This is a genomic window from Paenibacillus paludis (assembly GCF_042610515.1).
Taxonomy (GTDB): Bacteria; Bacillota; Bacilli; order Paenibacillales; family Paenibacillaceae; genus Paenibacillus_AQ.
The window spans coordinates 112,709-132,191 of record NZ_JBGJZP010000014.1; the positions used below are offsets into that span (position 1 = coordinate 112,709).

16 protein-coding genes are annotated in these 19,483 nt (G+C 34.6%); all 16 read left to right on the plus strand.

Annotation, left to right across the window (positions count from 1 at the left end):
• The first annotated feature begins 21 nt into the window (after positions 1 to 21).
• The gene (locus tag ACAN56_RS23785; RefSeq protein WP_379145985.1) at positions 22 to 648 is read left to right on the plus strand and encodes a sugar transferase; all 627 of its coding nucleotides are present in this window, start codon (positions 22 to 24) and stop codon (positions 646 to 648) included.
• Complete coding sequence (locus ACAN56_RS23790; protein WP_379145986.1) at positions 629 to 1,399, plus strand: GNAT family N-acetyltransferase; 771 nt, start codon at positions 629 to 631, stop codon at positions 1,397 to 1,399. The genes ACAN56_RS23785 and ACAN56_RS23790 overlap by 20 nt, the downstream gene beginning before the upstream one ends.
• A 13-nt stretch (positions 1,400 to 1,412) precedes the next feature.
• A complete protein-coding gene (locus ACAN56_RS23795) occupies positions 1,413 to 2,591 on the plus strand; it encodes a DegT/DnrJ/EryC1/StrS family aminotransferase (RefSeq protein WP_379145987.1) in 1,179 nt (392 codons plus the stop codon).
• Between the two features lie 9 nt (positions 2,592 to 2,600).
• Complete coding sequence (locus ACAN56_RS23800) at positions 2,601 to 3,824, plus strand: glycosyltransferase family 4 protein (protein ID WP_379145988.1); 1,224 nt, start codon at positions 2,601 to 2,603, stop codon at positions 3,822 to 3,824.
• Positions 3,825 to 4,361: 537 nt separating this feature from the next.
• The gene (locus ACAN56_RS23805) at positions 4,362 to 5,597 is read left to right on the plus strand and encodes a glycosyltransferase (RefSeq protein WP_379145989.1); all 1,236 of its coding nucleotides are present in this window, start codon (positions 4,362 to 4,364) and stop codon (positions 5,595 to 5,597) included.
• A 294-nt stretch (positions 5,598 to 5,891) separates the two neighbouring features.
• Positions 5,892 to 7,094: a glycosyltransferase gene (locus ACAN56_RS23810; RefSeq protein ID WP_341095810.1), complete on the plus strand. Its 1,203-nt coding sequence runs from the start codon at positions 5,892 to 5,894 to the stop codon at positions 7,092 to 7,094.
• A gap of 17 nt (positions 7,095 to 7,111) precedes the next feature.
• A complete protein-coding gene (locus tag ACAN56_RS23815) occupies positions 7,112 to 8,137 on the plus strand; it encodes a polysaccharide biosynthesis protein (protein ID WP_341095809.1) in 1,026 nt (341 codons plus the stop codon).
• The gene (locus ACAN56_RS23820) at positions 8,134 to 9,003 is read left to right on the plus strand and encodes an SDR family oxidoreductase (protein ID WP_379145991.1); all 870 of its coding nucleotides are present in this window, start codon (positions 8,134 to 8,136) and stop codon (positions 9,001 to 9,003) included. Before ACAN56_RS23815 ends, ACAN56_RS23820 begins: the two co-directional genes overlap by 4 nt.
• 1 nt (position 9,004) lies before the next feature.
• Positions 9,005 to 10,135: a non-hydrolyzing UDP-N-acetylglucosamine 2-epimerase gene (gene wecB / locus ACAN56_RS23825; protein WP_379145992.1), complete on the plus strand. Its 1,131-nt coding sequence runs from the start codon at positions 9,005 to 9,007 to the stop codon at positions 10,133 to 10,135.
• Between the two features lie 429 nt (positions 10,136 to 10,564).
• A complete protein-coding gene (locus tag ACAN56_RS23830) occupies positions 10,565 to 11,899 on the plus strand; it encodes an MATE family efflux transporter (protein ID WP_379145993.1) in 1,335 nt (444 codons plus the stop codon).
• A gap of 80 nt (positions 11,900 to 11,979) precedes the next feature.
• Complete coding sequence (locus ACAN56_RS23835; protein ID WP_379145994.1) at positions 11,980 to 13,149, plus strand: glycosyltransferase family protein; 1,170 nt, start codon at positions 11,980 to 11,982, stop codon at positions 13,147 to 13,149.
• Positions 13,150 to 13,565: 416 nt separating this feature from the next.
• Positions 13,566 to 14,759 (plus strand): glycoside hydrolase family protein, encoded by a 1,194-nt coding sequence (locus ACAN56_RS23840; protein WP_379145995.1) that lies wholly within the window; start codon positions 13,566 to 13,568, stop codon positions 14,757 to 14,759.
• Between the two features lie 64 nt (positions 14,760 to 14,823).
• Positions 14,824 to 15,516, plus strand: coding sequence for an acyltransferase (locus ACAN56_RS23845; RefSeq protein ID WP_341095800.1), 693 nt, complete (start codon positions 14,824 to 14,826; stop codon positions 15,514 to 15,516).
• 961 nt (positions 15,517 to 16,477) lie between these two features.
• Positions 16,478 to 17,578 (plus strand): hypothetical protein, encoded by a 1,101-nt coding sequence (locus tag ACAN56_RS23850; protein WP_379145997.1) that lies wholly within the window; start codon positions 16,478 to 16,480, stop codon positions 17,576 to 17,578.
• The gene (locus tag ACAN56_RS23855; RefSeq protein WP_379145998.1) at positions 17,565 to 18,602 is read left to right on the plus strand and encodes an acyltransferase family protein; all 1,038 of its coding nucleotides are present in this window, start codon (positions 17,565 to 17,567) and stop codon (positions 18,600 to 18,602) included. The genes ACAN56_RS23850 and ACAN56_RS23855 overlap by 14 nt, the downstream gene beginning before the upstream one ends.
• A gap of 172 nt (positions 18,603 to 18,774) precedes the next feature.
• Positions 18,775 to 19,470, plus strand: a complete 696-nt coding sequence (vanR, locus tag ACAN56_RS23860) for a VanR-ABDEGLN family response regulator transcription factor (RefSeq protein ID WP_379145999.1) — start codon at positions 18,775 to 18,777, stop codon at positions 19,468 to 19,470.
• The last annotated feature ends 13 nt before the right edge of the window (positions 19,471 to 19,483 follow it).

A 19,483-nucleotide genomic window follows, 5' to 3' on the forward strand; every position in this document is an offset into this window, starting at 1 on the left:
TCTTAAATCGGGAGGATATAGATGTACGAAAAATTCATTAAAAGGATCTTAGATATTGTATTTTCATTGATCCTATTCCCGTTTTTTTTAGTTATAACGCTTATTGTGGCTGTAGTGATAAAAGTGGAGGATGGAGGAAAGGTTTTTTATTATGCAAACCGTTTAGGTAAGAATGGTAATGATTTTAAAATGTATAAATTTCGATCTATGAAAATGAATGCTCCAGATATTAGGAACTCTGATGGATCAACATTTAATTCAAATGATGACCCGAGACTAACTAGAATTGGTAAGATATTAAGGAAAACCAGTGTAGATGAATTGCCTCAATTAATTAATGTGCTTCTTGGGGATATGAGCTTTATTGGACCAAGGCCTGACCTTTCAGAACAACTAAAGTACTATTCGGATGGGGATATAAAGAGATTAGAAGTTCTACCAGGTATAAGTGGATATAATCAAGCTTACTTTCGAAATAATATTTCTTGGAAAGAAAGAATTGCTAACGATATATATTATGTAGAAGAAATTTCATTCTTGTTTGATTTGAGAATATTGTTAAAAACCGTTAAAAGTATTTTTTTTCAAAAGGGTGTTTATTCACAAGAACTGAATGGAGGAGGCAGCAGTGCCGGACAATCTAAATAAAATTGAAGCTGCTCCTTCTTCTTATGTTTTAGAAGAATTAGGATGGGATACTAGTTATTTTGGATGTAAATCAGCGAGAGTGATTTTAAAAAACGAGCTTTCAGAAATAGAATGGATATTTTTGCTTAATAAACTTGTGGAATATGAGTTTGTTACTATTAACAATTTAAATAATAATAATAATAATAATAATTGGATAGGTAGAAATACTACAGCATTCCTTACAGATTTAAATTGCAAATTTAAAAAGAAAATTTCTATTTCTTTAGAAAAAAATATAAATTCTGTGAGTGTGGACGATAATTTTTTATGGAATGAAGATATAATTCAAATAGCTGACAATGCTTTTAGCTATTCAAGGTTTTTTAATGACAGTAATATAAATGATGATAAAAAGAAAGCTATTTATTCAGAATGGGTAAAAAATGCATTTGAACAAAAAGGGAAATACTTTGTTACATATACAAACGAAGATGAGATAGTTGGATTTCTATTGTTCTCAATAAATGAAAGTGACTTATCAGCTAGCATTGAATTGTTGGCTGTGAATAACAAGTACAAAAACAAAAAAATTGGGAAAAAGCTAATATATAAACTTGAGATATTCCTCGAAACAAAAAGTATTAAATATATTATTGTAGGAACTCAGATTGATAATATACCAGCAATGAATTTTTATTTTACTAATGGATTTCAATTCGAAAGTAAAAACTCTATTTTTCATTATTGGCCTAAATCTAAACTAATGTAGGGAGTATTGAAGGATGACCCATATCAAAAGAGAGAAATTTTTACCTTACTGTTTACCTGATATTACTGATGAAGAAATTAATGAGGTAATTGATACTTTGAAATCAGGATGGTTAGCTAAGGGTCCACGGACTATTGAATTTGAGAAGAAATTTGCTAGTTACGTTGGGGCAAAATACGCAGTTGGAATGAATTCAGCTACTGCTGCATTACATATTTCATTGTTGGCTGCAGGCATAGGACCAGGGGACGAAGTAATTACAACTTCAATGACATTTTCTGCGTCTGCCAACACCATTATTCACACAGGGGCTACTCCTATATTTGCAGATATCAATCCAAACACAGGATGTATTGACCCTGAAGAAATTGTGAAAAAAATAACACCAAAAACGAAAGCAATCGTTCCCGTTCATTATTCTGGTCAGTCTTGTGATTTGGATAGGATATATCAAATCGCAGATGAATATAATCTATTTGTTTCTGAAGACGCGGCACATGCATTATATACACAATATAAAGGAAATCCAATTGGTTACAAGCCCAAAGGAACTGTTTCATATAGTTTCTATGCTACCAAGAACCTAGCAACCGGGGAAGGCGGGATGCTTGTTACTGATAATTTAGAAATTGCAGATAGAGCTAGGATGCTTGTTACTCATGGAATGAGTAAAAATGCATGGAACAGATACGCCAAAGGAGGTTCTTGGATGTATGATATCGAAGAACCCGGTTATAAGTACAATATGTTTGATCTACAGGCAGCATTAGGCTTGGTACAATTAAAGCGCATGGAAGAAATGCAAAACAAACGTAGCGATATTGCCGATCTTTACAATAATGCATTGTCAAAGGTTCGTGGGATAGAGCTTCCATCAATCGAAGAAAATACAACAACGCATAGTTGGCATCTATACTTAATAAAAATCAATTCAGAAGTCGTGAATATAGATAGAAATCAGTTTATACAGGAGTTAACTGAACGGAATATTGGCACTAGTGTGCATTTTATTCCAGTACACTTAATGAGTGCGTATAGAAATAGATATGGATATAAAGATGGTGATTTGCCATTGACGGAAGATTGGTTTGAAAATATAATTTCCATTCCATTATATTCTTCAATGAGTATGGAAGATGCGAATAGTGTGATTGAGGCCATTAAAGATATAGTGGATACTTTTTCAAGATAGGTGGATATAGTGAAAAAAATTCTAGTTATAGCTCAATTTACTCAATTACCTGGAGAGGCAGGTAATAATAGAAGCAGATTTAAATATATTTGTGAAATGCTTGCCGAATCTGGATATGATGTGACTCAAGTTACAAGTCGTTTTCGTGACTTGGATAAGAAACAGAGGGATTCATCATTTGAAACTTTAAGTTTGTCTTACAAAATTAAATTATTGGATGATCCAGGTTATCAAAATACGGTAAGCTTTAAAAGAATTATTAGTCAAAGAATATTCGCGAAAAACTTAAAAAAATGGCTAAAAGAAACTAATGAATCATTTGACCTTATTTATTGTGCTGGACCTCCTGCAGAAGGAATGCTGGTTGCAGGGGAATTCGCCCGTAAACTGGACATTCCTTTTGTAATAGATATACAAGACCTTTGGCCTGAAGCGATGAAGACGGTTTTGAGTCTGCCTTACATATCAGATGCTATATTTTTCCCTTTAAAACTTCAAATTGATAGAGCATATAAAATGGCTGATGGTATTATAGCAGTCTCTAATACTTATGCAATGAGAGTTAAAGATGTGAATAAACGGTATAAAGAAGCTACAGCAGTTTATATTGGAACAGATCTAGAACATTTTGATATTGAAGCATTGAAAAAAAGTGGAAATGTACAAAAGGATGAAAATGAATTTTGGGTTACCTATGCTGGCTCACTAAATTTAAGTTATGATCTAGAAACTTTAGTTGAAGCCATAGGGATAGTGAACTCCAAGGGCATTAATAATGTGAGGTTAATTATTTTAGGTAGTGGTGAACAGAAAGAGAGACTTATTGAATTAGTATCAACATACAAAATTAAAGCTGATCTTACTGGTTGGGTGGATTATGGAACAATGGGGGCTTATTTAAAAAAGTCTGATCTCCTTGTAAATGCAATTAAAAAAAATGCAGCACAAAGTATAACAAACAAAATTGGCGATTATGTCTCGGCAAAAGTTCCTATTATAAACGGCAGCACCAATAAAGAGTTTATTGAAATAGTTCAAGATTGGAACATTGGGTATAATTATGAGGCGGAAGATAAATTTTCATTAGCTCTTGCTATAGAGAAGGTTTATAAAGATTCAACTGACAAGAAAGAAAAGATGGCGCAAAATTCTCGTAATTTAGCCGAAGAACTATTTAATAGAAAAAAAACATATCGTAATATTTTAGAATTAATAGATAGATTAATGTCTTAATTAATTATATAAAATGAATTTTTAATTTAATTTAATTTAATTTAATTTGGGTGAACGATAGAAAATCCATCCAAAGGTCGAAATTTACGACGATGGTGTAAAAAACTGTACAGCAACTTACGAAAGCTATGAAGTGGACGAAGAGCTCACGTCTGTTAACTATATCTAATTGTTCGGATTCATCAAGAAGATTGAACACTTTGTGTGTGTTTTTCTACTTTGAATAATCAGTAAAACTATTGTTGGAATTACGAATTATACCAAGTTAAGCGAACCGCAACTTTCTCTTGTATTTATGTTGAAGAGAAGTCCATAACTCTACCCAGTCGAAGTGCTATGAAATTGGCTCAAGCATGATGTGACAAACAATATCTCTCTCATTAATTTATACCACGTTCTTCCAGTAAAGCTTCTTTATGAAACATGTACGTTAAGACATAACCTCCTTAAGTTCATTTTAAGTAGATTAAATATTGTCGAAAATAGCAGAAAATGAATTGCTTGCAAGTATTATTTGTTTGGAAACGGGTGGGAATTATGAAAATGCTATTTTTAGGTGGAGTCTTCTCTCAAGAACAAGAACCAGAGATAATAGAGAAATCAAAAGGTGGAGTACAATACGCCGCTAATCAATTTCAGTGGACCTTGATAGATGGATTGTTAAAAATACCGAAATTGGATATAAAGATTTTGTCTGCACCGTTCATTGGTAGCTTTCCCAAGGAATACAACAGCTTGTTTATTAATGGTTATCACCATGTATATAAAGAAAAAATTACTGGTGATTATGTTCCATTTGTGAATTTGTGGGGTTATAGAAATATTTCAAGAAAAAGGAATCTAATAAAACAATTAACGCAATTTATATCTGACAAAGCAAATCAAAAGGTTATCTTAGTTTATTCTCCGCATTCACCTTTTCTTCAAGCTGCGGTTTATGCTAAACAAAAAGATCCATCGGTGCATATTTGTCTTATGGTACCTGATTTGCCGCAGTATATGAACCTGAGGGAGAAAAAATCCCTTGTTTATACTCAAACAAAAAAGTTGGATATTAAAATATTCGAAAGTAATCTTGAACATGTGGATTCTTTTATATTAATAACTAAATATATGAAAGTTCCTTTGCGGGTAAAAGAAAAACCATGCATTGTTGTGGAAGGTGCTGTGAATATTCAGAATAACAATATTGAATTACTTTCAAATATAAAAAGTAGTAACTCTGAAGAAAGAGTATTTGCATATACAGGAACCTTAAATAAAAAATTCGGAATATTAAATCTTTTAGAGGCATTTCATCAATTAGAACAATCTAGCGTTGTATTAAAGATTTGTGGAAGAGGCGATGCAGCAGAAATAGTAAGTGAATACGCAAAAAAAGACAAGAGAATAAAGTTTTTAGGACAAGTAACTAACGAAGAAGCGAAAAGCATACAAAAAAGTGCAACTGTATTAATTAATCCAAGACCCAATAATGAGGAATTCACTAAATACTCTTTTCCATTTAAAACTATGGAATATTTGCTGTCTGGTGTACCTTTAATTGCTTATAAGCTTGATGGCATTCCAGATGAATATGACGAATATATTTATTATGTACAAAATGATTCAATAGAGGCTTTAAAAGCAAAAATGAACGAGGTCATAAATTTATCAGATGAGCAAAGACTTGAATGGGGGCAGAGCGCCCGAGAATTTATTCTTCATAACAAGAATGCCGAGAAAATAGCTGGCGATATCTATAATATGCTGGATAATATCACAAAAAAATAAAAAGTATGAGTAGTGAGAGTTTTCATCATGGGTTTTATTGCAGCTTCAACCCGATTTTCTCTCATATATTTCTTGTTTACGGCGATCAATTTATGTAGATAGATAAACAAGTTTAATGAAAAGCAAATGCTATGCCATTCTATTCTAATTGTTAATCTATTAATTTGTATATTAAAATATTATTCGTTTTTCACAAGTGAAATTATGGATCTTACGGAACTATATTTAAAATAGATAATCTTAGTAATTAGGTTCCATAATAAAAAATATTTTGAATATGAAAAGTGGAGACTTATGAAAAAGAAAATATTATTAATACATCATTGGAGTACAATTGGTGGATCAGGAATTAGTTTATTTAATACATGGCAGTCATTAAAGGAAGAATTTGATGTTGTTACTTATATTCCCGATAATCCGCCTAGTTTAAATGATTTTCTTTTGGATAAGGGGCTAGTACCAAAAACATATTCATTCACTTGTGGCCAAATACCATACTACAGTGGTGGGAGCAACATATTTAGGCCTGGATTTTGGTATTTAATAATGTGTGCTATTACCCAGTCATCATATTGGAAAAAAGTTATAAATGAAGAAAAGCCGGATTTAGTCATTGTCAACTCAAAGGTACTTTGTTGGATGGGGAAGTATTTTAAAAAAACCAAAAGCCTTTGTTTTGTTCGTGAGACAATAGAAGGTAAAGAATCTAATGTTATCAACAAAATTATGAAAAGAATGTTGGAGAGATTTTCGTTGGTTTCTTTTTTATCGGAGTATGATCTAGAACAAACAAATTTAAAATGTACTTCAACAATTGTATCACCAGATTTTCTATTTCCAGAGGAGTATTCAGATAAAAAAGGTAGAAATCGGGCCTGCGAACAATTAAAGGTTGAACCAAAAAAATTCAATATTGCATTTGTTGGTGGAATAGACAAGTTGAAGGGGTTTGATATAGCTGTTAAGGCATTAACTTATTTAAAAGATAAAAATATAAAACTGCTTGTAGCAGGAAACGACTTTGATAGTATCAACAGAAGAAATAATGGAGTTTTATCAAAATTGTTTAAAAGACGTTCTTTAAAATTCTCTGAATCAATGAAAGAATATATTAATAAGCATGAACTAAATGATTTTATCCAATTTGTTGGAGTTCAAAATGATGTATCGACATTATACTCCGCTTCTGATGTACTTGTGTTTCCAATGAACAAACCTCATCAAGCTAGACCGGCTTTTGAAATAGGTGTACAAAAAAAACCTGTAATAATTACAGACTTTATTAATATACGTGAGTTTGTTGTTAACGGTATAAATGGTCTTACTTTTGAACCCAATAATCCACAAGCATTGGCTGAGTCAATTATAAAGGTTGAAAGTAACCAGGAACTCTTTAATACATTAGGTGCTGCAAATTTTGAGTACACTATGAAGTATCATACTGAAGAGTATGCAATGACGGAATTAAAGGCTAAGATACATGAATTATTGAGATAAATAGGGGGATATAAGTAATGTTCAAAGACAAGACTTTATTGATAACTGGAGGAACAGGTTCTTTTGGGAACGCAGTAATGAGAAAGTTTTTGCATTCTGAAGTTAAAGAAATACGGATTTTTTCAAGAGATGAAAAAAAGCAAGATGACATGAGAAGAATATATAAAAATGATAAACTTAAATTTTATATAGGAGATGTTCGTGATCTAGCAAGTGTTAAAAATGCTATGCATGACGTGGATTATATATTTCATGCAGCGGCCTTGAAGCAAGTTCCTTCTTGTGAGTTTTTCCCCATGGAGGCTGTGAAAACTAATGTACTCGGCACAGAAAATGTATTAACAGGAGCCATTGAAATGGGGGTTCGAAAAGTCATTTGCCTATCGACTGACAAAGCAGCCTATCCAATCAATGCCATGGGGATTTCTAAGGCAATGATGGAAAAGGTTTTTGTGGCAAAATCGAATGCTGTCAATCCAGACAAGACATTAATATGTGGAACTAGATATGGAAATGTTATGGCTTCTAGAGGTTCGGTTATACCACTCTTTATTGAACAGATTAAAAGTGGGCAACCACTAACAATTACTGATCCTAATATGACAAGATTTCTTATGAGCCTAGAAGAAGCAGTGGAACTTGTAGTTTTTGCATTCCAGAACGCTGAAGCAGGAGATATTATGGTTCAAAAAGCACCGGCTTCTACAATAGGAGATTTAGCGCAAGCTATAAAAGAATTGTTTAATGCCGATAATGAAATAAAAGTTATCGGTACTCGGCATGGGGAAAAACTATATGAAACACTATTAACTAAAGAAGAGCATCTGGTATCTCAGGATCTAGGAGGCTTTTACCGAGTACCTGCTGATAAACGCGATTTGAATTATGACAAGTATTTTATACAGGGTAATGATCAGATACAGAATTTTGAGGATTATAATTCTCACAATACAGTGAGATTAGACATCAATGGAATAAAAAAGAAACTACTCGAGTTAGATTATATTCAAGAAGAGCTTGGAAATTGGAGGGGGGATAATTGAAAATACTTGTTCTTGGTGGAACTGGCATGGCAGGACATACAATTTCACTATATCTAAAAGAGGTAGGTCATGATGTAACTGTATTCAGCAGAAGAAAGTTTGAATATAGTAAAAATATTGTCGGTGACATAACGAATTTCACTTTTTTGAAAAGTGTTGTTGAAGAAGGTGATTTTGACAGCATTATTAATGCGGTTGGAATTCTAAATTCAAATGCCGATGAGAATAAATCTTCAGCGGTGTTAATAAATAGCTATCTGCCACACTATTTAAGCTCTATAACTGCAAATACTAAAACGAAAATTATTCATATGAGTACAGATTGTGTTTTTTCAGGAAAAGATGGTGGCTATTCTGAAAATTCATTAAGAGACGGTGAAACTTTTTACGATAGATCTAAAGCGCTGGGGGAAATTGAGAATAATAAAAAAGATTTGACTTTTAGAAATTCAATAATTGGCCCTGATTTAAATGTAGAAGGTATAGGACTATTTAATTGGTTTATGAAGCAAGAGGGACAGATATATGGTTTTGTTAAAGCCATCTGGACAGGAGTAACTACAATAACTCTTGCAAAAGCAATTGATAAGGCTATAGAAGAGAATTTGTCGGGATTATATAACTTGGTGAATAATGAAAGAATTAATAAATTTGATTTGTTGAATTTGTTTAATAAACACATGAGAAGTGATAAGAAAATTATTTTACCAAGCGAAAATCTAATTATTGATAAATCGCTTATAAACAATAGAACTGATTTTTCATTTGAAGTACCTAGTTATGAAGAAATGATTGTTGAAATGCGAGAATGGATAGAATCTCATAAAGAACTCTATCCACACTATTTTATTAGAGAGAGGGCATAAAGTGCATAAATTAAAGTTAATGACAATTGTGGGCACTCGTCCCGAAATAATAAAGTTGTCTGAGATAATGAAAAAATGTGATAAATATTTTGAACATATACTCGTTCATACTGGACAGAATTATAATCATACCCTCAACCAAGTTTTTTTTGAGGAATTAGGAATTAGGGAACCTGATTATTATCTTAATGTTGTAGGAAATGATGTTGGTCAAACAATAGGAAATGTAATAGCCAACTCATATTCTTTAATGGTACAAGAAAAACCGGATGCTGTTTTAGTTTTGGGAGACACTAATTCTTGCTTATGTGCTATTTCTGCTAAAAGACTTAAAATCCCTGTGTTTCATATGGAAGCTGGAAATCGCTGTTTTGACGAAAACCTTCCTGAAGAGATCAACCGTAGGATTGTTGATCATACAAGTGATGTGAACTTATGCTATACGGAGCATGCTAGGAATTACCTTCATAATGAAGGCATTTCCAAGGAAAGAGTGTTCGTTGTTGGTTCTCCTATGTCAGAAGTGATAGCTACAAATTTTGATAAGATTCAAAAAAGTGAAATTCTTGAGACTTTGAAGTTGAAATCAGGTGGGTACATACTTTTATCAGCTCATCGGGAAGAAAACATTGATAATGAAGAGAACTTCTTTGAATTAATGAATTCAGTGAATGAAATGGCGAAAAAATACAATTTGCCTGTTATTTATAGTACTCATCCTAGAAGTAAAATGTTTATTGAGAAGCGCGACTTCAAATTTCATGAAAATGTCCGGAGTCTCGAACCGTTTGGTTTCTCTGACTATATTAATTTACAACTAAATGCCTTCTGTGTGGTATCTGATAGTGGCACTACAGCAGAAGAAGCTTCGTATTTTAAATTCCCTGCTGTGTCTATAAGAACTAGCACTGAGCGCCCAGAGGCATTGGATAAAGGGAATTTGATTATTGGCGGTATAACTGCTATTGAGGTTTTACAAGCAGTAGATATGGCTGTGAATATGAATAAAAATAATGAGTGTGGCGAAAATGTTCCTAATTACATTGATAGGAATGTGAGCACAAAAGTTGTGAAAATAATTCAAAGCTACACTGGGATAGTTAATAAATTTGTGTGGAGAAAACAAATATAGAATCGTTTAATTCCTTTGTGTCAAAATAGGTTTTTTGATCTTATGCTGACCTAAGGATCGGTATAATACAACATAAGTAACTGCTCGATGGAAACTAAATGTATATGCCCCAAATTCAATAACCACGGAGCGTTAGTGCATCAACATTACCGCCAGTTTATGCTCTGGCGCTTCGACTATCCGCTTGTATCCCTTAAAGTGTAAGAGAGCTTCTAAAGAGTGTTAGTACATTAGCTTTTCTGATCTTCTACTTTTACTAAAACTCTTGTTTTGTCACTTGTATGGAGCTTGAAATTATTTCTGTAGATCATTTAATGTGGAACACATTATTATGTCATGTACTAGTGCATAAAAATTCATAACAACAACTACAGTTTTTTTCTTAAGATTGTTTCTTATGGTGAATGGAGCATATTTATGAGGAAATTTATGGATAAATTCATATCAAATGAAAATGATAAAGCTGTGCTTCGAAATATTAGTGCAGCTTTTATTATCAAAGGTGGGGCCTTACTAATTTCCTTTTTTAGTCTCCCTGCCTATATAAGGTTTTTCGATAATAAGGATATTCTTGGGGTATGGTTTACTATTTTATCAGTTTTAACTTGGATTCTCTCTTTTGATTTTGGTATAGGGAATGGATTGCGAAATAAACTTGTAGGTGCTTTAGTTCGAAACGATAAACTTGAAGCTAGATTATATATATCTTCAGCTTACTTTGTTATAGGTAGCCTAGTGATTGTTTTTTCATTCCTAGCAACTATTGCATTTAAATATTTGGATTGGAATTCGATTTTTAATATTTCTACCGATTTGATATCTGCTCACACTATGAATTTTGTGGTTAGATGTGTTTTGTATACAATAATGCTTCAATTATTTTTTGGCTTAATTTCTTCTGTGTTGTATGCAATCCAAAAATCCGCTATCAATAATTTAATTAGTTTAATCACCAGTGTATCGCAATTGTTTTTTGTCTTAATTTACACTTCGTCTGATGTCGAAACTAATATTAAGATACTATCTGTAGTTTATTTATTGTGTGTAATTGTTCCACTCTTAGTTACCACTATCATTATATTTACAACCAGATTAAAAGGTTATGCTCCAAGCATTAAATTTCTTAATAAGAGGGCTTCAAAAGCTATAATGCAGTTGGGTGGTTTGTTTTTTCTAAATCAAATCATGTACATGTTAATAACAGGTACAAATTCAATATTAATAACAAATTTTATAAGTCCTACGAGTGTGGTGGATTATCAGATATATTATCGATTGTTTTCTTTACCAGGAATGCTTTTTACACTTGCTCTTACGCCATTATGGTCTGCAATTACCAAAGCCTGTGAAGAAAAAGATGGTTTATGGATTACTAAGTACTTTAAACTCTTGCATCGTTTAGTTTTACTTGTTATAATAATTCAATTTTTAATCATACCGTTTTTACAACCTATTGTTAACATTTGGTTAGGTGGAAATTCAATAAGTATTACTTACGACAAAAGTATACTATTCGCTATATTTGGAAGTGTTTTTGTTTATCAAAATGTTTTATCTACGTTTGCATGTGGCTTGGGGAAAATAAGATTGCAATTAATTTGTTACACTTTTGGTGTAGTGTTTAAGTTTATTTTTATTTATTTTGGAGTGAAAATTTATAGTGATTGGACGATTGTCGTACTCTCTGATATTTTTATTTTATTGCCTTATTGCATTTTTCAGTTTGCTTCACTAAAAAGACAACTGATTTTGTTATTAAAATAAGTAATTGGTGATTTTTGTGAATATCTACGTTTTGCGGTTACTTAATTCAAGAAATCGTTAAAATAAGGGGGACATTTGAATTGAGTAGCAGAGTTCATTACTTTTCTTTCTATTTAAGCGAAGAGATGGAAAAGGGGAGGCAAGCTATTCCAGCATCTTTTGCAAAGGTTGAGTACGTAAAAGAAGCTTTAATTAGATCCGGGGCACAATTAAATCTAGTGTCAACAGCATTGGTGAAAAGTGGAATGGGTTTTTTAGGTAAAACGGTTATTGAAAAAAATGAGAAAGAAAAACAGATTTATTTACCTACTTTTAGGTACCCAGGTAAATTTATTAACAAGTTAACAGTGTTGTTTATGTGGCTTCAAATTATAATATATGTACTTTTGAATGTGAAAAAAAATGAAACTGTTTTAGTTTATCATTCTTTACTATATATTGAACCATTTAAGTTGTTAAGAAAATTAAAGAAATTCAAACTAATTTTAGAGTTTAACGATCTTTATCATGCTGTGAACAAGAAGGCTTTAAGGTTTAAAGAAAAGGAAATTAGATTTATCAAGGAAGCAGACGAATACCTTTTTATGAATAGTATTGCGGAGGAAAAATTTAACAATGGAAAGCCTTATGTTCTATCATTCGGTAATTATAATCAACCCAAAAGGTTGAACCAACAGTTCTCTGATGAGAAAACTCATGTGGTGTATGCAGGAATAATAGAAAGTTCACGGAGAGCAGCTATTCTTGGGGCACAGTCGGCGCTTTATTTAGATGCTAACTATAAAATTCATATCCTTGGTTTTGGCGAAGATCATGAAATCGATGAATTCGAAGGAATTGTAAAAGACATAAATATAGAGAAAGGGTATGAAGCAGTTATTTTTCATGGAAGATTAAGAGGACAAGATTTTTCTGACTTTCTACATTCCTGCCATATAGGCTTAAGTAGTCATGCATATTCGGAAGAAGAAATGGATTCAGCTAATTACACTTTTCCTTCCAAAATACCAACGTACATATCACATGGTCTATATGTAGTATCACCAAACATTCCGTGTGTTGTTCAGTCGCCTTTTTCAGAATTTACAATATTTTATGAAAAACACAAACCTGAAGATATTGCTAAAGCGATCAAAGAAGCTTCACTTAAATTGAGTGAAAAGAACTCTTTGATTAGAGCGCCGGCTGATTTAATTCAAGAGTTGGACCGCAGGTTTTGTGAAGAAATCAAAAAAATACTTGCTATTTAGTACAAGAAAGACCATGCTTTGTAGCAATTGGAAACAAGAAAAAGAGCCGGCGGGATATCCTCAAAAGCTCTTTTTGTATAATCCCCTAGTTTGACTGGGGTTCTGAAAAGCTTGTAGCTATGAGTAGAAAATTCATTGAACTCGATGAACGAATAACTAGTGCTCTGCTAACCGCAGCATGAAATCAAAGGAGAAAAAGGATGGACAAGTGCAGTCCAGCACACATGAAATGGAACTGCATTTCCTCACGGCAGACACTTACGTAAACAATGTAATGTTTCATTTACACTGGTAGGGCCTTGTTGACCATTAAATGTCCGCATCTAAAAATATATTTTTAGATAGTTATCCAGTAATCCCCTATTCAATGTTATAATATATTCGGTTGTTTAAAAAACACTAGGTGGTTGTAAGGGATGCACATGTTACAGAATCAAATACAAAATGATCGTAGAAATAGATTTATTTCTTTAATTTTTATTGCATTACTAACTGTCGGCTTGATGTTCCCAACATCAAGTGGCAGCATTATATCAGAAAACATTTATAAAGTAACTCCTGTTCTGTTTGGACTATTCTTATGCGTGTTGATACCGATGGTCAACAAAATTAAATTTCACTTCGTGGCTAGCTTCATCATTATTAATGCCTTCCTATGGTTGGTTACGTTTTTTCGACATCCAGCGGTCGTTGATTATGGTACAAGCATATTGATTGCAATGTTTACTTTGATGTTCTGCATTAACTTCAAAAAAATTGATGCTAAGCGATCAGTTTTTATCTGTTTTAATATTGTAACGGTTACTGCTATTGCTATAGCTTGGGCCATGGTTTTTAAATTGCAACAAGTAGCAAATTTCTTTATAAATCACTATAACGACTTTTATCCTGAATTAGTTCCACTTATGCTTAAACTAGGAAAACCTGTACTCGTTTTTGGAACTCACTCAGTAGCAGCTTTTTATATGTTTATTTTTTTCTATTTAAATATTAAAACTTATGAGACATCCGGCAAAAAAAGATACTATGTGTTTGCTATTAACTTCTTAGTGTTTTGTTATTTAATGAACTCCAATACTGGAATAATTTTCTTAGTGCTCGGAGTTCTATATTTGATTTATAAATCTGAGAAGAAACTACTGTGGATGATCGCTTTTTCTTTGGGGTTAGCTTATATATTATATAGCGGAAGTTTTAATTTTAGAGAGTTCTTTATAATTTTTGATCCGTCAAAATCGGGAAACGGACTACTCGGAAGATATTCGGGACATGGTAACCTGCAAAGCAGCCTAAACTACATCTTTGATAACCCCTTATCGGCAATGGGGTACTCTGCGGATTTCTATGACAAACTTACATTTCATGATTCCGGATTAATTTCAATAATACTTCGTGGGACATTGGTTTTTGCTATATTGTTCTATTGTTCGCTCTTTTTGTTTTTTAGAATTAACATGAACAATAAGTTAGAGGGGCTTCTTATGTTTGTTGTCTTTTTCATGTTTGAAATTGGCTTCAACAACTTATTTTATTTTAGAACCTTGTTTATTTTACCTTTTATAATTTTGTATCTTAACTATCTTGAGAAGAAGAAAATAGAACCATTTTAACGTACAACGTTTGTATAGAAATTGATTCCGTATAAGTTCTATATAACTTTGGAGGTTTTGACGTGTGCTAAAAAAGATATGGATTTATACACAAAAATATGAGTTTATTGGAGTAATGATTTCTTTTATCTTCAACATCATTAGTTGGAACAGAAAAAAGATAAAAGGGAAAAATAATATCGTACACTACGAACGCACTTTTTTAAAGAAAACATCAATAATAATAATTGGTAATAACAATGTAGTGTCGATTAAAAAGAATGCAGTTTTGATTAATACCGGTATTCTAATAGTAGGAAACAATCACAAGATTGAGATTGGAGAACAATGTATTATTAAGAATAGTGGTTTTTGTTTCGAGGATAACGGCTGTAAAATATTAATCGATGATAAGACTACTGCTGAAGGTATACAAGTGGCGGCCCTTGAACTGGATACTTCTATAATAATTGGGAGTGACTGTATGTTCTCGGCTAATATAAGCATAAGAAATAGTGATTCTCATAGTATTATAGATGTAGTAACTCATGAGAGGATAAACTATGCTAAGGATATTGTTATTGGCAACCATGTATGGGTGGCCGAAGATGTTAAGATATTGAAAGGGGCTTCCATAGGCAATAATTCAATAATAGGTATGGGATCTATTGTAACCCAAAAAATATCGAACAATAGTATAGCGGTAGGAACGCCTGCTCGGGTCATTAAAGGAAACGTGGATTGGAAAAGAGAAAGAATGTATAAAACCAATCTATGAATACTTGATTTCAAGTAGGACCATACTACGCAGCATCCGAAAAATGAAAAAGAGCTGACGGGATTGAATCGTGACCCACAAGAAAGACACTTTAAAAAAAGTGACTTTCTTGTGGGTCTTTTGTGTTTTAATCAGAGTACTGGAAAAGGAGTGGGATATGGCATTGGGAAAGTTAAATCGAACTCTGTTTACTGAAGACATCATAAGAAGATTAGAGGGGAATCCTAACGTTCAGTGAGTATCAGAGACGATTTTTTCGTATACAGCTGAGCTTAAGTTGGCCGTAGTGAAGGCTACACCTAGTGAATATATTCGTCAGAAATATTCCTTAAAGCTGGTTTTGATCTAGATCTCATCGGTTCTAAAAAACAAACATAGTTTTAAATGCTGGAGGGATATCAATGCCAAGTATGGTGAAATGGGACTTCTGGAAGAATGGCGAGGTAAAGGAAATAATGGGCGCATGCCGGCAGCTAAGAGTAGTGTGTCTTGGTAAACGAACATAATTGCTCAATGGCGGAGCAGAGAATATCTCTGTTCCGCTGTTTTTTGTAATAAATATAGACCAGAAGTACTGGAGAATATACGTAACAGTTTTACGAAAAAAAGGTAACTATAATAAAATTGACATAGGCGATAGAGAGAGAAAATATGCCATTTTTAGATCTGGCACTTTAACGCCCCCCCCCCCCACAACCCAATCTTACACTTTAGAGTGATGGAAAGTTATGAATTCCGTCTTATACTCTAAAAGAAAGTACTCTATAAGAAAGCACTCTATAAGAAAGTCAAATAAAGGGGGAGGAGAGTGAGGGGAATGAAGGAATATGACTATTCATTGGATGCTATTAAGGGGATTAGCTGTATTTTGATGATTGTGGCCCATATTCCGCTTTATTTTNTACTCTATAAGAAAGCACTCTATAAGAAAGTCAAATAAAGGGGGAGGAGAGTGAGGGGAATGAAGGAATATGACTATTCATTGGATGCTATTAAGGGGATTAGCTGTATTTTGATGATTGTGGCCCATATTCCGCTTTATTTTAATGGCAATGAGCGGGTGTTTCAGATTATTGCCGGTTTGGCCCCTGTACTTTTCTTTGCTGTCTCGGGGGTGACGACCACCTTGCAGGTTCGAAGGAAAAGCTTCAGATCGCTGCTTAGCTTCTACGTGTTGTTCGCTGTCATCGGTTTCTCCTATAATCTCATGTGGAAACCGGAGGTTCAGGCGTTTTCGGTAATGGATGTTCCCCAGATCATTGCACTCGGAGTGCTGAGTGTATACCTCATAGAGAAATATTTGAAACCTTCACTCTATTTATATCTCCTATTGGCGTTGCTTGTTTTTCCGGTTCATTTTTTCATTGGCAGTCTATTGCCGGACTTCCCGTTCAAATCCATACTATTCACAGAAACTGTTGGGTTTACCTATTTCCCATGGATGTTTGCATTTGTGGCCGGGATCTTCGCTTATCGGTGCAGCAACAGGGTGAACCTTATTGGAGCACTTATAGCCGGGGCACTGCTCGTGATATCCAGTTACGGTGGAGTGCGTGAAGCGGATTTTATCAAATACAATATGTCTGTGAACTATCTTCTGCTGTCTTTGTTTGTATTGTTCGGGGTCTTTTATCTCTTCAGAAGGAAAAAAAGCTATGCTCCCAGTAATCTGATGCTCTATTTCGGTAAGCATTCATTTCTATTTCTATTTACCCATCTGATCTTGATCTTGGCCTTTGACCGGCTTGGGCTGGGCCGCCTGTATATTGTGTGGATATGGTGTCTGGCACTGGTCTGCACTTATGTGGCGATGAGAGTCCTGCTGTGGCTGGGCCGCTTCATCGAGCCGTATATGGGGTATCCGGCGGTTTGGGTTCTTATCGTCATTAGTGTGGTTGCGATTCCGCTGGTGATTTCTAATCGGGATTTAATCATTCTTGCGGAAGCTTCGCTTGGCATTCTCTTTTCGCTGAATTACAAGAAACTTTCCAGTCTAATGCCTGCGAGCCCCTCTTCCCGCCAGCTGCCGGCGCTTCAGGAGGTTATCCATGACAAAGCTTAATTATAAGCTGATCAGCACGTATCGTACCCAACTCATGGGACTGGCGATTCTGTGGGTGGTGCTGTATCATTCGACGATTAATGCATCCTCCGTGCCGGTTCTCGGCACCTTGCAAGCCTATGGGTACGGTGGAGTCGATATCTTCCTGCTGGTTTCGGGTTTGGGGTTATATTATGCCTATCGCGACAATGTCAGCATGGCTACCTTTTACAAAAGACGGCTGCAGCGGATTCTGCCAACGTATCTTCCGGTGGTGCTGTTATTTTGCCTTCTGTATTGGGGGATCGGTGAGATGTCCTTTACAGAGGTCCTTCTGAATCTGACGACGCTTAGCTTTTGGCTCGGGCTGGACAGCCGGTTTGACTGGTACGTCCCTGCACTATTGGTGTTGTATTTGCTTACGCCGCTGTTTATGTATTTTTTCAGGGAGCGGAATAAGGTGATTACCGTTGCTGTGGCCAGCCTTCTTGGAATACTGCTCAGCGTAGTTCTATCTGGAACTTCGTTCTCCTATTTGCTGATTTTTACGATAAGAATTCCGATATTCTGTGTAGGCGTGTTTGTTGGATACCTTATCGAACAAAAACGGGCAATCTCGCGGCTGAGTCTGATCATGCATCTTGCAGTGTTTGCCTCAGGTATATTGCTGCTGGTAGTTAGCCAGAAATATCTGCAGGACTATGTATGGAGTTATGGACTGTGGTGGTATCCTTTTATTCTGATTACACTGCCTTTATGCATCTTGGCGGCGGGAGTGCTGCACTGGATGGCAGAGCGTAAATGGACCCGTTATCCCTTCCTCTCATTCTGCGGCACGCATAGTCTGGAGATTTATCTGCTTCATGAAAGAATGCTCAAGATGTTGACGGATCTCCGGAGGAGCCTGGACCTGCAGGTGAACGACCTTGTTCTGAATGCGATTTGTATTCTCATTACGTTTGGACTGGCCTTACTATTGAAAAAAGCAGTTGCCGGGTTCAGCGCCAGAGTGAAGTCCGGTACAATACCAGTAACTACTTCGTGATTGCATTCAAAATCTAAGGCTGTCGAGAAAGTTTCGACAGCCTTCTTTATGTGGGGAATTCAGCTAACCTTAGGATTATCTTAAGAATTAAACAAGAAAAAAACAACATAAGCCCTTTCCGTTTTCTGGTACAATAAGTATATTTCATGCAGTGAAGGCAGGTGATCCCACAGTGACTGATAATATTCTGGTGGTGGATGATGAGCAGGCCATCACCGATCTGATCGAAATCTACTTAAGAAATGAAAATTTCAATGTTTATAAGTTTTATAATGGGCAGGATGCCCTCAAGTATATTGAGAATGAACATGTGGATTTAGCAATTCTGGATGTTATGCTTCCGGATATTAACGGTTTTACCATCTGCCAGCGCATTCGGGAAAATCATAATTTTCCTATTATAATGCTTACGGCTAAGGATGAAGAAACAGACCAGATTACTGGTCTTACGATGGGGGCAGACGATTATATTACCAAACCGTTTCGTCCGCTTGAGATGGTCGCGCGGGTAAAGGCGCAATTGCGCAGATATAAGAAATACAAGTCCATGCCAGTGCCTGATGAAACGGTCATAGCCTATTCCGGCCTGGTTCTGGATGTGAACACCCATGAGTGCTGGCTGAACGAAAAACAGTTATCTCTTACACCTACAGAATTTTCAATCTTACGGGTCCTTTGTGAGAATAAAGGCAAAGTCATCAGCTCGGAACAATTATTTCACGTGATTTGGGGCGATGAATATTACAATAAAAATAATAATACCATCACTGTTCATATCAGGCATTTGCGCGAAAAAATGAATGATTCGGTAGATAATCCGAAATGGATCCGAACGATATGGGGGGTGGGGTATAAAATTGAAAAGTAAAACCCATATTCAG

What these genes read in the sequence shown, in the direction of transcription:
- ACAN56_RS23785 (WP_379145985.1), top strand. Translation starts at nt 22, where the DNA reads ATGTACGAAAAATTCATTAAAAGGATCTTAGATATTGTATTTTCATTG.
- ACAN56_RS23795 (WP_379145987.1), top strand. Translation starts at nt 1,413, where the DNA reads ATGACCCATATCAAAAGAGAGAAATTTTTACCTTACTGTTTACCTGAT.
- ACAN56_RS23805 (WP_379145989.1), top strand. Translation starts at nt 4,362, where the DNA reads ATGAAAATGCTATTTTTAGGTGGAGTCTTCTCTCAAGAACAAGAACCA.
- ACAN56_RS23810 (WP_341095810.1), top strand. Translation starts at nt 5,892, where the DNA reads ATGAAAAAGAAAATATTATTAATACATCATTGGAGTACAATTGGTGGA.
- ACAN56_RS23815 (WP_341095809.1), top strand. Translation starts at nt 7,112, where the DNA reads ATGTTCAAAGACAAGACTTTATTGATAACTGGAGGAACAGGTTCTTTT.
- ACAN56_RS23830 (WP_379145993.1), top strand. Translation starts at nt 10,565, where the DNA reads ATGGATAAATTCATATCAAATGAAAATGATAAAGCTGTGCTTCGAAAT.
- ACAN56_RS23840 (WP_379145995.1), top strand. Translation starts at nt 13,566, where the DNA reads ATGCACATGTTACAGAATCAAATACAAAATGATCGTAGAAATAGATTT.
- ACAN56_RS23850 (WP_379145997.1), top strand. Translation starts at nt 16,478, where the DNA reads ATGAAGGAATATGACTATTCATTGGATGCTATTAAGGGGATTAGCTGT.
- ACAN56_RS23855 (WP_379145998.1), top strand. Translation starts at nt 17,565, where the DNA reads ATGACAAAGCTTAATTATAAGCTGATCAGCACGTATCGTACCCAACTC.